Consider the following 14884-nt stretch of genomic DNA (forward strand, 5'->3'; position numbering starts at 1 on the left):
CATGGATGAAAAACGGTTTCAGATGATATTGACCTGACTGCTCGCTGGCGGAAAACTGTCTCACAGGTGAAATAATCGCGCCTTGTGACGCGGCACCGACAGGGGGACTACATGAAGCCGATCACCATGCTGCTGACGACATCGTGTCTCGCGACCATGCTGGCGGGAACCGCCCATGCCCAGGTCGTGCCGGTCGAGGCGCTGCCCGACACCAACGCCGCATCTACCACGACCGACGAGGATGCGGACAAGGCGATCGTCGTCACCGGCACGCGCATCGTGCGCCCGAACAACAAATCGGCTGCGCCGATCGCCACCGTCACGTCGCAGGAGATCCAGGCGCAGGGCGCGACCACGATCGAGGAGGTGCTGAACCGCCTGCCGCAGGTCGCGCCGAACGCCGAACAGAATTATGCGGAATCGAGCGGCCGCCAGCGGATCAAGCTGCGCAGCCTCGGCTTCGAACGCACGCTGACGCTGGTCGACGGCCTGCGCCTCGGCATCCAGAACGGCATGGACGTCGGCATCATCCCGGCCTCGCTGGTCGAACGGATCGACGTGCTGAGCGGTGGTGCGTCGTCGGTCTACGGGTCGGACGCGGTGTCGGGCGTCGTCAATTTCATCCTGAAAAAGAATTTCGACGGGGTGGAATTGAACGGCAATTACAGCTTCTACAACCACCAGAACCGCGAAAACCCGGTGACCGACGCGGCGCGTCGCGCCTTTTTCCAGACGCCGCTCGGCATGACGAACGACGGCGCCCGGATGGACGTCACGATGACGGCGGGCAAGTCGTTCCTCGACAACCGCGTCAACCTTACCGGCTTCTTCAGCTACCGCCAGTCGGACCTGCTGCCGCAGGGCGCACGGTCGTGGTCGGCATGCGAAGTGACCCAGCCGACCAAGGACTCGGCGCTCACCTGCACGCGCAGCCAGTATACGCAGGTCGGCACGATCATTCCCGGCAGCGGGGCGAATGCGGGGCGGGTGCTGGTCAACAATCCTAACGGGTCGGGCAATCTTATTCCCTGGGGATCGGTCGCCGGGGCGGCCGCCAATCCATTCGACGAATTCGCCGCGCAGCGTGAGTTCAACCGCATCAACGCCGGCGGCTTCCTGACGATCGACCTGTCGGAGGCGGCCGAAATCTATTCGACCTTCCTCGCCTATCGCGACCGGTCGCAGAACCCGACGCCGCTGCGCGTCTATCCCTCGGGCATCTACGGTTCGACGCCCTATCAGGTGAATTGCAACAACCCGTTCCTGTCGGCGTCGCAGGGGCAGACCCTGTGCGGCGGCGCGGCCGGCACCAACACGCTGGTGCCGTTCAACCTGCTCTATCGCTTCGACGGACTGCCGCCGGCGTACAACAAGTTCGAGAACCTCGGCTACCGCGTCACCGGCGGCATTCGCGGCAAGGTGCTGAAGGCGTGGAACTACGACATTGCCGGCGTCTATTCCGCCAACCGGTCGACCGACAGCTACCCGCCCTTCCCGAACGAGGACCGGCTGCGCCAGTCGCTGATCGTCGATAACGTGGGCGGCGTGCCGACCTGCCGGACCGGGGGCGCCGCCTGCGTGCCGTTCAACCCGTTCCGGCCGTACAACAACGCCGCAGCCTTCGTCGATTCGGTCTATGAAAGCGTCGACGGTCGCCAGATCAGCAAGCCCAGCATGTGGCAGGTGCTCGGCACGGTGTCGGGCGATCTCGGCGAATATGGCATCAAGTCGCCGTTCGCCGATCAGGGGGTGGCGATCGCCGCCGGCGTCGAGTTCCGCGCCGAACGCTTCATCTCGACCGCCGATGCGCAGTTCCGCCTGACCAATGGCGGCACCGACGCGCGCTTCACCCAGAATGTCGTCGAAGGCAACGTCGAAGCGCAGCTGCCGCTGGTCGAGGACCAGAGCTGGACCCAATTGCTGCAGGTCAACCTCGGCTATCGCAAGTCGAAGTACAACCGGCTCGACGGCGCGTTCGACACGTGGAAGGTCGAGGGCCTGTGGGCGCCGATCGACGACATCACCCTGCGCGGATCGATCAACAAGGCGCAGGCCGCGCCGTCGCTGATCCAGGCGGTGCAGGCGAGCAACATCAACTATGTGACGGTCGGATCGCGCAACGATCCGTGCGCCACCACCCCCGATCCGCAGAATCCGGGTCGCTTCCTGGCGCCGACCGCCAGCATCGAAGCGTGCCGTGCGACCGGCCTGCCCGACAATCTGTACGGCAGCCAGACGCTGAACTGCCCGGACGCGCTGTGCACGATCCGCAACGGCGGGTTCAACCTGACGCCGGAAACCGCGTACACCAAGACGTTCGGCGTCGTGCTGCGTCCGCGCTTCCTGCCGGGGCTGACCGTCTCGATCGACCGGTTCCTGATCGATCTGAACGATTCGATCAGCTATTTCAGCGCGGGCGATTTCGTGAACGGCTGCGTACAGACGCAGAACCCCTATTATTGCCGCGGCATCGTGCGCAATCCGGGCAGCTACACGCTGTTCAGTCCGGCGGCGAGCAACCCGACGACCGGGTTCATCATCCAGGGCACCAGCAACGGGTATAAGAGCGACTCGCACGGCTGGGATTTCCAGGGGCAGTATGCGCTGAACCTCGACACGGCCGGACGGCTCGACCTGAGCTTCAACGGGACGCTGATGACGTCGATCGGCAGCCAGGAATCGCCGACCGTCACCGCACGCCAGTGCGTCGGCTATTATGGTCCGTTCTGCGGCGAAGGCTTCCCGAAATGGGTGCACGGCCTGCGCACGACCTGGTCGACGCAGGACAATGTCGTGAACATCTCGCTCAACTGGCGCCATCAGGGGCCGATGACGATCACGTTCAATGCGGACGCGGACACCGGCATTCCGTACGGCCCGGCGAACCGTCGTTCGACCTACAACCGGATCGAGGCCTATGATTATTTCGATCTGGCGACGACGTTCAACGTGGCCAAGCGCTTCGTCCTGCGCCTCGCGGTCAACAACCTGTTCGACCGCGATCCGCCGCTGATCCCGAACTCGCGGTCGGAGCTGGGGCTGCTGCGCAACAACACGGTGTTCCGCTACGACCTGCTGGGTCGTCAGATCGTGGCCGGCGCGACCGTCCGCTTCTGATCCCGGCGAACGGACAGGAAAATAGGCCCGCTCCCATGATGGGGGCGGGCCGTTTTCGGTTCAGCCCTTTCGCAGGCTGGCCGATGGCAGCACGGTGCTGCGCCCGTCGTCGCCGGTGACGGCATAGGTGAAGCCGGGCAGGATCGCGAAGGCGCCGACCTGTCCGTTCCGGTCCATCGCAAGGAAGCCGACCTGTACCCCGTCGAGCGCCGACCCGCGTAAGCGGGCGATATGCTCGACTGCCTCGCGACACGCGTTCATCGGCGTCATGCCCGCGCGCAGCGACGATACGACGCGGGCGGTGCCGGCGATACGGGTGACTTCCTCACCCAGGCCGGTGGCGGTGGCTGCACCCACGCCCGCCTCGACGAACAGGCCGCTGCCGACCTGCGGGGAATCACCCACCCGGCCGTGCAGCTTGAACGCCATGCCCGATGTCGTGCAGGCACCCGCCAGCTCGCCGTTTGGCGCGCGGGCGATCATGCCGATCGTGTCATGGTCGAGCGGCCCGCCCAGCGGCGCGCGCGCATTCTCGCTATTGGCGACGGGCTGGTATTTCGATGTCTTCAGCCATTTGCGCCATTCGGCCTCGGCCTCCGGCGTCAGCAGCTTTTCGGCGGTGAAGCCATTGGCCAGCGCGAACTGCCGTGCGCCGTCCCCGACCAGGAAGGTGTGCGGCGTGCGCTCCATTACCGCGCGCGCGACCGAGATCGGGTGGGCGATGTCCTCCATCGCCGCGACCGCGCCGACATGGCCCTTGTCGTCCATGATGACCGCGTCCAGCGTCACCCGGCCGTCGCGGTCGGGATAGCCACCCTTGCCGACCGAATGGTTGGTCAGGTCGGCCTCGGGCACTTTCGCGCCGGCCTCCAGCGCGTCGATCAGGCTGCCGCCGCTCCTGAACCGCGCGACCGCCGCATCGTTGGCGGCGGCGCCGAAGTCCCAGGTCGAGGCGACCCGCAGCGTCGAGGTCGCGCGGGGCTGCGCGGGCAGGCGGGCCGCGCCGGTCGCGGCGGCGAGGCCGGCGATGGCGGTGCGGCGGGTGATGGTCGGCATGAAGCGCCCTCTTTTCACTGGTGATGCGCGGTTGTGCGCACTCCCGGCGAAACGGGCAAGGGGATCAGACGGCGATCTCGCGCAGCACCGCGTCGAGCACCGGAATCCCCGCCGGGGTCAGCGCCAGCCGGTCGCCGTCGCGGACCAGCAACCCCTGTCGCGCCAAGAGCGATACCGCATCCGGCCGCACGACCGCATCGATCGGACGCTGGCCCAGGCGCGCGATCCGGGCGAGATCGACGCCCTCGCGCATCCTGAGGCCCATCACCAGCGCCTCGGTCACGCGCTCGTCGGGGGTCAGCGCATCCTCCCGCTCGATCCCGTGACCGTTGCGCTCGACCGCGGCGATCCAGTTCTCCGGCTTCTTGCGGCGCACGGTTGCGAGGCCGGAGCGCCGCCCATGCGCGCCGGGACCGATCCCGGCATAGTCGCGATAGCGCCAATAGGTCAGGTTGTGGCGGCTCTCCGCCCCCGGCCGGGCATGGTTCGACACCTCGTACAGCGGCAGGCCGGCGGCAGCGGTCATCGCCTGCGTCGTTTCGAACAGGTCGGCGGACAGGTCGGCATCGGGCAGCGTCAACTGCCCCTTGGCCGCCAGCGTCGCGAAGCGGGTGCCCGGCTCGATGGTCAGCTGGTAGAGCGACAGATGCTCGGTCCCGAACGACAGCGCGCGGGCGAGTTCCGCCTCCCATGCGGGCAGCGACTGGCCCGGCCGGGCATAGATCAGGTCGAAGCTGACCCGTGCGAAATGTCGCTGCGCCACGCCCAGCGCCGCCAGCGCTTCGTCGACGCCATGGGCGCGTTCGAGGAACGCCAGCGCATCGTCGTGCAGCGCCTGCACGCCCAGCGACACGCGATTGACCCCGGCGGCGGCGATGTCGGCAAAGCGCGCCGCTTCGACCGAGGACGGGTTCGCCTCCAGCGTGATTTCGATTTCGTCGGTCGGCGGCCAATAGCCGCACGCCGCCTCGATCACCGCCGCCACCGTCGCAGGCGGCATCAGCGACGGGGTGCCGCCCCCGAAGAAGATCGATGCCAGCCGCCGGCCGGGCAGGGCGGCCGCCTCATGCGCCAGATCGGCCAGCAGCGCCTGCATCCATGCCGCCTGGTCCACGCTCTCGCGAACATGGCTGTTGAAGTCGCAATAGGGGCATTTCGACACGCAGAACGGCCAATGGACGTACAGTGCGAGGGGTGCTTGGTCGGGCTGCATCGCCGTCCCATATGGGCGCGATGCGAGCGATACAAATGCTGATGGCGGCGCTGTTGCTCGGCGCCTGTTCCGCCGGACCCAATCACGTGCCCGAGCGGGTGGTCGAACCCCGTGCGTTCGACGGCAGCGCGCCGCGCGGGCCGGCGCTGCTGCGCCAGGCGATGGAGGCCGGGCATCGCGCCGCGCGGGCGCAGGCGGGCCTGCCGCCGCTTGCCTGGGACCCGGCGCTGGCGCGCGATGCGCAGGCCTATGCCGACACGCTCGCCACGACCCGCCGTTTCGAACATTCGCCGCAACCGCGCGGGGTGCCCGAACAGGGCGAGAATCTGTGGACCGGCACGCGCGGCGCCTATCGCTATGCAGAAATGGTCGGGCATTGGGTCGCGGAAAAGCGCGACTATGTCCCCGGCATCCTGCCGGCGGTGTCGCGCACCGGCCGGTTCGAGGATGTCGGCCATTATACCCAGATCATGTGGCGCGCGACCCAGCGGTTCGGCTGTGCCGAGGCGAGCAGCGCGAAGGACGACTATATCGTCTGCCGCTATGTCCCGGCCGGCAATTATGTCGGGCAGCGCGCCTTCTGATCCGCGTCAGGGATTGCGGACGACCGCCAGCTTGTTGCCCGCCGGATCGCGGAGATAGGCGGCATACCAGTTGGGGCCGTAGGCGGGGCGTGGCCCCGGCGGACCTTCGTCGCTGCCGCCCTGTGCCATCGCGGCGGCGTGGAAGGCGTGAACCTCCTCCCGGCTGTCGACGAAGAAGCCGATCATCGCGCCGTTGCCGGGCGTGGCGGGGCCGCCGTCGAACGGCGTGGCGGCCCACAGGACGAAGCCTTCCCCGCTGCCGCCCTTCGAATAGCCGCGCCAGCCGGGGAAATCGGCATGGCTGCTCCACCCGATCGTGGCCAGCACCGCGTCGTAGAATGCATGGGACACCGCCGGGTCGACCACGCCGACCGTCGCATATACGCTCATCGTCCATCCTCCCGTTATTATGCGGGCAGGATAGACTTGTTACGCGAACGTATCAAGAACGAATGTGGATCATCCGCGCGCGCCGGCGATCATCTTCGCGGCGATATGGCGTACCGCATCGTCATTCTTGTCGCCGCCATGGGTCGGGTCGCCCAGCTTGTCGAGGCTGGCCTCCAGCGAGTCGAGCAGGCCCGGATGCTGCTGTTCGACATAGCGCATCGTCCAGAACAGGAGATGCTCGACCGCGATCTCGCGGTGGCGGGTTTCGGTGATCGCGTCGGACATCGGATTTCCTTTCGGGGCGTCCAATGTTCGGGGCGGGGCGGGCGTTCCAGCCTTGCGGTAATCAGGCTGTTTGTACCCCCGCGCAGGCGGGGGTCCAGAGCCATGGACGTCGTCCTCTGTTACCCTGGACCCCCGCCTGCGCAGGGGTACGGTTCGGATGACATCAAAACACCGCCTTCACCAGCTGCGCGAACGCATCGGCGCGGTGGCTGATCGCATGCTTGTGGTCGGGATCGATCTCGCCATAGCTCTGGTCCATGCCGTCCTGGACGAACATCGGGTCGTAGCCGAAGCCATGGTCCCCGCGCGGCGGCCATACCAGCTGTCCGTCGACGCGGCCCTCGAACCATTCGACGTGCCCGTCGGGCCATGCCAGCGCCAGCGCGCAGACGAAATGCGCGGCGCGGCTGTGCTCCGGCCCGGTCGCCTGCATCCGTTCCTCGACCAGCCGCATCGCCGCGTCGAAATCCTTCGACGGGCCGGCCCAGCGGGCGGAAAAGATGCCCGGATCGCCGTTCAGCGCCTCGACGCACAGGCCGCTATCGTCGGCGAGCGCGGGCAGGCCCGACAGGTCGGCGGCCTGCAACGCCTTCAGCTCGGCATTGGCGACGAAGGTCGTGCCGGTTTCCTCCGGTTCGGGCAGGTCGAGTTCGCCGGCCGAAATCGGGGTGACGCCGTACGGGCCGAGCAGTGCCGCGATCTCGCGGATCTTGCCCGGATTGTGGCTGGCGATGACGAGCTTGCCGGGGGTCAGCTTGCGGATCGCCTGCGGCTCCTTGCCCTCGCCGCTCATCGACCGGTCGCCCGCAGTTGTTCGGCGAAAATGCGCCCGCAGCCGATGCGGGCGAGGCGCAGCAGACGCAGCAGCGCCTCCTCGTCATAGCACGCCCCTTCGGCGGTCGCCTGTACCTCGGCGATGTTGTTGTCGCTGGTCAGCACGAAGTTCGCATCGGCATCGGCGGCCGAATCCTCGATATAGTCGAGGTCGAGCACCGGCGTGCCCTGATGAATGCCGCAGCTGACCGCGGCGACCTGGCGGCTGATCGGATCGACTTCCAGCTTGCCTTCGCGCAGGAGGCCATCGACCGCGAGGCGCAGCGCCACCCATGCGCCGGAGATCGAGGCGGTGCGGGTGCCGCCATCGGCCTGGATCACGTCGCAGTCGAGCGTGATCTGCCGTTCGCCCAGCGCCTTCAGGTCGACGACCGCGCGCAGCGAACGCCCGATCAGCCGCTGGATCTCCTGCGTGCGGCCCGACTGCTTGCCCTTGGCCGCCTCACGGCTGCCGCGGGTATGGGTGGCGCGGGGCAGCATGCCGTATTCGGCCGTGACCCAGCCTTCGCCCTTGCCGCGCAGCCACGGCGGTAGCCGCTCTTCCAGCGAGGCGGTGACCAGCACCTTGGTATCGCCGAAGCCGATCAGGCACGAACCCTCCGCATGGCGGGTGAAGTTCGTTTCGATCGTGATGGCACGCATTTCGTCGGGGGTGCGGCCGGATGGGCGCATGGGAGTCTCCTGAAATTTCCTCAGCCCTAGCCGTCCGTTCATCGCCGCGCCAGCCACGGCGCGTTAGGCAAAGGGAACGGGGTCGCAACGAATGGCCCCGGAACAGGGAGCGACTGATGCGAAAAATGGCGCTGGCGATACTGCCGATGCTGGGCGGGTGCGTGATGGCGGGCGGCAATACGACCACCCAAACGGCCCCGGTGGCGATCGAGCGCGAGACGATCAGCTATGAAACCTCGCGCTGTTTTGGGACCTGTCCGGTCTACCGCGTTACGGTCCAGCCCGATGGGACCGGTGTGTTCGAAGGGCGCCAGTTCACGAAGGTCGTCGGCACCCGCAACTTCCGCGCCACCCCGGCGCAATATCGTGCCTTCGCCGCGAAGCTGCAGCCCTATCGTCCGCAAGGCGAGCAACTGATCCAGCCGGGCCAGCCGGGATGCGGGCAGGTGGCGACCGACATGCCCTCGGTCGATATCCGCTGGAACGAGCCCTCGGGCGCGTCGCAGCATCTGTCGCTCTATTATGGTTGCCGGATGCACGATCAGGCGATGAACGAAGCGCTGCGCTCGGCCCCGAACGAGCTGCCGATCCGCGAGTTCATCGAGGCGCCGTAAGCTCCTCCCCATGAATGGGGAGGAACCGGGTTCCGCTCGCGGCTTCGTCGCCCTACATTCCCCCCATGGCCCAACCGATCCATGAACTGACCGACCGCGCACGCGACGTGTTTCGGATCGTGGTCGACAGCTATCTCGCCACCGGGGCGCCGGTCGGATCGCGCACCATCGCGCAGCTTTCGGGTTTGAACCTCTCCCCCGCCTCGATCCGCGGCGTGATGCAGGACCTCGAGGAGGCCGGGCTGCTCGCCGCGCCGCATGTCAGTGCGGGACGGATGCCGACCGAAACGGGCCTCCGCCTGTTCGTCGACGGCATGATGCATGCGATGGAGCCATCGGCGCAGGAGCGCGCGACCATCGCCGCGCAGGCGGACAGTGCGGGGCCGGTCGAGGAAGCGCTGGCCGGCACCGCCGCTGCGCTCTCCGGCCTGTCGGCGAGTGCCGGCGTCGTGCTGGTGCCCAAGCGCGAGCCGGTGCTGCGGCAGGTATCGTTCGTGCCGCTGTCGGGCACGCGCGCTCTGGCGGTGCTGGTCGGTGCCGACGGTTCGGTCGAGAACCGCGTGCTGGAAACGCCGGGTGCCAGTCCGGCCGCGCTGGTCGAGGCGGGCAACTACCTGACCGCACGGCTGTCGGGTTTGACGCTCAGCGAGGCGCGATCCCGCATCCTGCGCGAGATCGGGCAGGAACGCGCCGAACTGGATGCCGCCGCCCGTGCGCTGGTCGAACGCGGGCTCGTCATGTGGAGCGAGGATGGCGATCACCGCCCGGTGCTGATCGTGCGCGGGCAGGCGCGGCTGATCGACGATGCCGCCAGCCACGACCTCGACCGGGTGCGCCAGCTGCTGGATGAACTGGAGGGCAAGGAAGAGATCGCCCGGCTGCTCGAATCGGCGCAGGATGGCGATGCCGCACGCATCTTCATCGGGTCCGAGAACAAACTATTCGCATTGACCGGATCGTCGGTGATCGCCAAGCCGGTCCGCGCGCTGGACGGGCGCGTCGTCGGCGTCGTCGGCGTGATCGGGCCTGTCCGGTTGAACTATGCCCGTGTCGTGCCCATGGTGGATTTCACCGCAGCGACGCTCGCGCGCCTGCTGGGCTGACCAGACGAAGAAGAGACCGGAATGAACGACATCCCCGCCAACGACGATACGAACGACCTGCGCGAAGCCACCGCAGAGGCCGCCCCCGAAGTCGCCGAAGCGGATCGCCATGCCGAACTGGAGGCGAAGCTCGCCGATGCGCAGGCCGAGGTGCTCTATGCCCGTGCCGACCTGCAGAATGTCCGCCGCCGCGCCGAAAAGGAAGTGGCCGACGCCCGCGCCTATGCCGCGACCGCGTTCTCGCGCGACATCCTGTCGGTCGCCGACAATCTGTCGCGCGCCTTGTCGGCGATCCCCGACGACCTGCGCGGCGACGACCGGCTGAAGGGCCTGATCACCGGCTTGGAAGCGACTGGCCGCGAGCTGGAAAGCGTGTTCGGCCGTCACGGCATTACCAAGCTGGTATCGGTCGGCGAACCGCTCGACCCGAACAAACATCAGGCGATGTTCGAAGTGCCGTCGGCCGATGCGAAGCCCGGCACGGTCGTGCAGGAAATCCAGACCGGCTACATGATCCGCGACCGGCTGCTGCGCCCGGCGCTGGTCGGCGTGGCCAAGGCGCCGGAGGGCGGGGCCTGAACGACTCGGTCCAGCCCGACCTCGCCACCCCGCCGCGGTTCGAACGCATCGTCCATCCCGAGGCGATCGTCGACCGCGGCGCGTTGAATGCGGCACTTTCGGCACTTTCCGGCGAGGGACAGGACGGCGTGGCGCTGCGGCGCGCGGCGACCGCGGTACTGCGCGACGCCATGGCGCAGGGCCGTGCGGAGATCGAGCGGCGGCTGCGCGCCAATCCCAGCCACGGGCTGGAGACGGCGGCCGCCTATGCCTATCTGACCGATGCGATCCTCGTCGCGCTGATCGGCTTCATCGTCGAGCGCGTCCATCCCAACCACAACCCGACTGCCGCCGAGCGGATGACGCTGATCGCGGTCGGCGGCTATGGCCGGGGTGAGATGGCGCCGCATTCGGACGTCGATATCGGCGTGCTGACCCCGTGGAAGCAGACGCCCTGGTCGGAACAGGTCATCGAATCCACCCTGTACGCGCTATGGGACCTGGGGCTGAAGGTCGGCCATTCGTCGCGCTCGCTCGACGAAATGGTGCGGCAGGCCAAGGGCGACGTGACCGTGCGCACCGCATTGGTCGAGGGGCGCTATGTCTGGGGCGACACCGCGCTCTATGCGGAGGCGGCGCAGCGCTTCAAGACCGAGGTGCAGGAAGGGACCGCTCGCACCTTCATCGCCGAGAAACTGGCCGAACGCGACGCGCGGCACAAGAAGCTGGGCGACACGCGCTATGTCGTCGAACCCAATGTGAAGGAAGGGAAGGGGGGCTTGCGTGACCTGCACGCCCTCTTCTGGATCGGCAAATATGCCTATAACGTCCGCCGCGCCGCCGATCTGGTGCCCGCCGGACTGCTCAGCGCGCCGGAGCTTCGCAAGTTCAACCGGGCCGAGGATTTCCTGTGGGCGGTGCGCTGTCACCTGCACCTTATTACCGGGCGTGCGGAGGAGCGGCTGACCTTCGACGTGCAGACCGAGATCGCGACGCGGATGCGCTATAGCGACCGGGTCGGCAAGTCGCGCGTCGAACGCTTCATGCAATATTATTTCCTGCAGGCGAAGCGAGTCGGCGACCTGACCGGCATGTTCCTCAGCCATCTCGACGAAACCTATGCCGCGCGGGGCAGCCGGTTCGGCTTTCCCCGGCTGCGGCGTCGTCCGCGCCGGCTGCACGGCTTCGTGCTGGATCGGGGGCGGCTGGCGCTGCCCAAGGATGATTTCTTCGCCGAGGACCCGGTTCGCCTGATCGAGATCTTTGCGCTGGCCGATCTGCACGGGCTGGAAATCCATCCGTTGGCGATGCGCGCGGCGTCGCGGGATGCACGACTGGCGGCGCAGGTCCGCTCGCACCCGCGCGCCAACCAGCTGTTCCTCGACGTGCTGACCTCCCCGCGCGATCCCGAGCTGGTGCTGCGCTGGATGAACGAATGCGGCGTGTTCGGCCGCTTCATTCCCGATTTCGGCCGCATCGTCGCGCAGATGCAGTTCGACATGTACCACCATTATACGGTGGACGAGCATACCATCCGCATGATCGGGCTGCTGTCGCAGGTCGAGCGCGGCATCTGTCGCGAAGAGCATCCGCTGGCGACCGCGCTGTTCGGTGGCATCGTCCAGCGCCGCGCGCTGTTCGTCGCGGTGCTGTGCCACGACATCGCCAAGGGGCGCGGTGGCGACCATTCGATCCTGGGCGCGGAGGTCGCCGAGCGGCTGTGCCCACGGCTCGGCCTGACCCCGGCCGAGACCGAGACGGTCGCGTGGCTGGTGCGCTATCACCTGCTGATGTCGGCGACCGCGTTCAAGCGCGATCTGTCGGATTTCAAGACGATCCTCGACTTCACCAGCATCGTCCAGTCGCCGCAGCGGCTGCGCATGCTGCTGGTGCTGACCGTGGTCGATATCCGCGCGGTCGGGCCGGGGACGTGGAACGGGTGGAAGCGGCAGTTGCTCACCACCCTGTTCGAAACCGCCGAGGAGGTGCTGCGCCTCGGCCATAAGCAGCGCGGCCGGGACGAACGCATCGCCGAGAAGCAGGAAACCCTGCGCCGGACGCTGGGTTGGGACAAGGACACGCTGGCCGCCTATGTCCGGCATCTCCCCCCGGCCTATTGGATCGCCGAGCCGGACGACGTCATCGCCGCCAATGCGCGCATGGTCGACCAGTCGGGCGACACCCGCCTGACGATCGATACCAGCGTCGACGAGGATCGCGGCGCGACGCTGGTGACGGTCCATGCCGCCGACCATCCGGGGCTGTTCTATCGCATCGCCGGCGCGATCCATGCGGCGGGTGGCAACATCATCGACGCGCGCATCCACACGACCCGCACCGGCATGGCGCTCGACAATTTCCTCGTCCAGAATCCGCTCGGCGGGCCGTTCGACGAAGCCGGGCAGTTGCAGCGGCTCAAGACCGCGATCGCCGACGCGCTGGCCAACCGCATGAAGCTGAACGACCGGCTGGCGGCCAAGCCGCTGTCGCGGCCGCGTGCCGAGGCGTTCCCGATCGAACCGAACGTGTTGATCGACAATGCGGCGTCGAACCGCTTCACCGTGATCGAGGTCAATGCCCGCGACCGGCCGGCACTGCTCCATCACCTGGCACAGGCGCTGTTCCAGTCGAAGGTGACGCTGCATTCGGCGCATGTCGCGACCTATGGCGAGCGTGCGGTCGATACCTTCTATGTCACCGACCTGACCGGCGACCGCATCACGGGCCAGCTGCGGCTGAAATCGCTTGAGCGGCGAATGCTGGACGCGGCGGCGGGCAAGGAATTTGCCGGCTTCGTGTAATTCCTTGTAGGTCGGTATGGATTAGGCTAGCTTCCGTCGCATGGACTTCCTGATCCTGCTGTTCCTTGCAGCTGCCGTCGTGATGGTGATCGCTGCCATCGCCGCTACCGCCAACCCTCGGACCCGGCGTCGAACCGATGGGGGTGTCGACGGAACAGGATGGTTCGATTTTGGGGACAGCGGCGGGTCATCGGACTGCGGCAGCAGCGATGGCGGCGGTTGCGATGGCGGGGGCGGCGGCGACTGACCCGTCGCCGCATCCCAATCACGCTCTCTGACGGACCCGAGCGCCGCAGGACAACTCGGCGCGGATCGCCGCCACTTCCTCCAGCAACCGGTTGATCTGTGCTTCGGCGCGCAGGTTGGTTTCATAATCCATCCGCGCCTCCAGCCGGTCCTTCGCCGCCTGCCGGTTCTGGCTCATCATGATGATCGGCGCCTGCAACGCTGCCAGCATCGACAGCATCAGGTTGAGGAAGATGAACGGGAACGGGTCGAACGCCCCCGTGCCGAGGATGATGGTGTTGAGCACCGACCATCCGACTAGGAACAGGCAGAAGGCGGTGATGAAGCCCCACGACCCACCGATCGCCGCGACGCGGTCGGCCAGGCGTTCGCCCAGCGTCATCGTATCGTCGAACGCGGTGTTGGGATCGCGCACCGAACCGGTGCGGCGGAAGGGTTCGGTCAGGAACCGGATGGTGGTGTTCATGCTATGCACCTCGCGCGATGCGACCGGCCGCGCCGGCCGATCCCCCGCGAGGCGCCCCAACGATCAGGCGATACGCGGTGACGGCCGGTGCGGCTCGGTCGATCGACTGGAATCGTTGTTGGACATGGACCCTGTCTCGGGACGTTGGCGGAAAGGGACGGTCGGATCGTCCGAGCGCGCGGATGCGCCTGTCGGGCGAGTCGGTCAAGGCGGAGAAACATGAAAAAGCCGTCATGTTCGCGGAGGGAACATGACGGCTTTTGGTGTCGGCAAACTTGCCCTGTTCGTCACTCCCGCGGAGGCGGGAGTCCATGAACGCTATCATCGCGGCTCCTGCCGAACCGTTGGCGTGTATGGATTCCCGCCTTCGCGAGAATGACGAGTGGAGAAACGTGCCCCGCCGTTACTTCGGTGCCAGCACCATCAGCATCTGGCGGCCTTCCATGCGCGGATAGGCTTCGACCTTGGCGATTTCCTGCGTCGCTTCGGCGACACGCTGCAACACCGCCATGCCGAGCTGGCCGTGGCTCAGCTCACGACCGCGGAAGCGCATCGTGACCTTCACCTTGTCGCCCTCGGTGATGAACTGCTCGACCTTCTTCATCTTCGTATCATAGTCATGATCGTCGATGTTCGGACGCATCTTGATCTCCTTGATCTCCTGCGTCTTCTGGGTCTTGCGGGCGAGGTTCGCCTTCTTCTGCGCCTCGTACTTGAACTTGCCCACGTCGAGGAACTTCGCGACGGGCGGGTCGGCGTTCGGCGACACTTCGACCAGATCGAGCCCGACCTCGGCCGCCTGCGCGATCGCTTCGCGCGTGTACATGACACCCAGATTCTCGCCCTCGTGATCGATCACGCGGACCTTCGGGCTCTGGATGAACTCATTGAATCGGGGGCCGTTCATCGGCGGCGGCGCATTCGGGCGACGCATCATGGGCGGAC

Annotated in this window: 15 protein-coding genes; 7 read left to right on the plus strand and 8 right to left on the minus strand. The window is 67.0% G+C overall.

What is annotated here, in order from left to right; translation table 11 throughout:
• Positions 1–111: 111 nt before the first annotated feature.
• Positions 112–3117 (plus strand): TonB-dependent receptor domain-containing protein, encoded by a 3006-nt coding sequence (locus tag PPZ50_RS06195; RefSeq protein ID WP_232308051.1) that lies wholly within the window; start codon positions 112–114, stop codon positions 3115–3117.
• Between the two features lie 60 nt (positions 3118–3177).
• On the opposite strand, the gene PPZ50_RS06200 is transcribed toward PPZ50_RS06195, so the two are convergent.
• Both PPZ50_RS06200 and hemW read right to left on the minus strand, forming a co-directional pair.
• Positions 3178–4173, minus strand: coding sequence for a N(4)-(beta-N-acetylglucosaminyl)-L-asparaginase (locus PPZ50_RS06200; RefSeq protein WP_066693586.1), 996 nt, complete (start codon positions 4171–4173; stop codon positions 3178–3180).
• Positions 4174–4237: 64 nt separating this feature from the next.
• Complete coding sequence (gene hemW / locus PPZ50_RS06205; RefSeq protein WP_066693584.1) at positions 4238–5386, minus strand: radical SAM family heme chaperone HemW; 1149 nt, start codon at positions 5384–5386, stop codon at positions 4238–4240.
• Positions 5387–5406: 20 nt separating this feature from the next.
• On the opposite strand from hemW, the gene PPZ50_RS06210 reads away from it, so the two are divergent.
• Positions 5407–5970 carry a CAP domain-containing protein gene (locus PPZ50_RS06210; protein ID WP_332307360.1) on the plus strand — a complete coding sequence of 188 codons (564 nt, stop codon included), beginning with the start codon at positions 5407–5409 and terminating at the stop codon, positions 5968–5970.
• A gap of 6 nt (positions 5971–5976) precedes the next feature.
• Here PPZ50_RS06210 and PPZ50_RS06215 read toward each other — a convergent pair whose 3' ends face one another.
• The 4 genes from PPZ50_RS06215 to rph form a co-directional block, all read right to left on the minus strand.
• On the minus strand, positions 5977–6360 hold the full coding sequence (locus PPZ50_RS06215) for a VOC family protein (RefSeq protein WP_066693580.1): 384 nt from the start codon (positions 6358–6360) through the stop codon (positions 5977–5979).
• A 69-nt stretch (positions 6361–6429) separates the two neighbouring features.
• Complete coding sequence (locus tag PPZ50_RS06220; protein ID WP_198158613.1) at positions 6430–6645, minus strand: hypothetical protein; 216 nt, start codon at positions 6643–6645, stop codon at positions 6430–6432.
• Positions 6646–6808: 163 nt separating this feature from the next.
• Complete coding sequence (gene rdgB, locus PPZ50_RS06225; RefSeq protein WP_066693578.1) at positions 6809–7438, minus strand: RdgB/HAM1 family non-canonical purine NTP pyrophosphatase; 630 nt, start codon at positions 7436–7438, stop codon at positions 6809–6811.
• A complete protein-coding gene (gene rph, locus PPZ50_RS06230) occupies positions 7435–8151 on the minus strand; it encodes a ribonuclease PH (RefSeq protein ID WP_066693575.1) in 717 nt (238 codons plus the stop codon). The genes rdgB and rph overlap by 4 nt, the downstream gene beginning before the upstream one ends.
• Positions 8152–8267: 116 nt before the next feature.
• Between rph and PPZ50_RS06235 the strand changes: the two genes are divergently transcribed.
• From PPZ50_RS06235 to PPZ50_RS06255, 5 genes are all read left to right on the plus strand, one after another.
• Positions 8268–8765, plus strand: a complete 498-nt coding sequence (locus PPZ50_RS06235) for a DUF6438 domain-containing protein (RefSeq protein ID WP_084401791.1) — start codon at positions 8268–8270, stop codon at positions 8763–8765.
• A 65-nt stretch (positions 8766–8830) separates the two neighbouring features.
• Complete coding sequence (hrcA, locus tag PPZ50_RS06240) at positions 8831–9868, plus strand: heat-inducible transcriptional repressor HrcA (protein ID WP_066693566.1); 1038 nt, start codon at positions 8831–8833, stop codon at positions 9866–9868.
• 21 nt (positions 9869–9889) lie between these two features.
• Positions 9890–10447 carry a nucleotide exchange factor GrpE gene (locus PPZ50_RS06245; RefSeq protein WP_066693564.1) on the plus strand — a complete coding sequence of 186 codons (558 nt, stop codon included), beginning with the start codon at positions 9890–9892 and terminating at the stop codon, positions 10445–10447.
• An 83-nt stretch (positions 10448–10530) separates the two neighbouring features.
• Positions 10531–13227, plus strand: a complete 2697-nt coding sequence (locus PPZ50_RS06250; protein WP_232308050.1) for a [protein-PII] uridylyltransferase — start codon at positions 10531–10533, stop codon at positions 13225–13227.
• 40 nt (positions 13228–13267) lie between these two features.
• Positions 13268–13474 (plus strand): hypothetical protein, encoded by a 207-nt coding sequence (locus PPZ50_RS06255; RefSeq protein WP_066693560.1) that lies wholly within the window; start codon positions 13268–13270, stop codon positions 13472–13474.
• 18 nt (positions 13475–13492) lie between these two features.
• On the opposite strand, the gene PPZ50_RS06260 is transcribed toward PPZ50_RS06255, so the two are convergent.
• Together PPZ50_RS06260 and infC are read right to left on the minus strand one after the other, a co-directional pair.
• Positions 13493–13939: a DUF1003 domain-containing protein gene (locus tag PPZ50_RS06260; protein WP_066693721.1), complete on the minus strand. Its 447-nt coding sequence runs from the start codon at positions 13937–13939 to the stop codon at positions 13493–13495.
• Between the two features lie 403 nt (positions 13940–14342).
• On the minus strand, positions 14343–14876 hold the full coding sequence (gene infC / locus PPZ50_RS06265) for a translation initiation factor IF-3 (protein WP_066693558.1): 534 nt from the start codon (positions 14874–14876) through the stop codon (positions 14343–14345).
• Between the last annotated feature and the right edge of the window lie 8 nt (positions 14877–14884).

Source organism: Sphingomonas hankookensis (assembly GCF_028551275.1).
GTDB lineage: Bacteria > Pseudomonadota > Alphaproteobacteria > Sphingomonadales > Sphingomonadaceae > Sphingomonas > Sphingomonas hankookensis_A.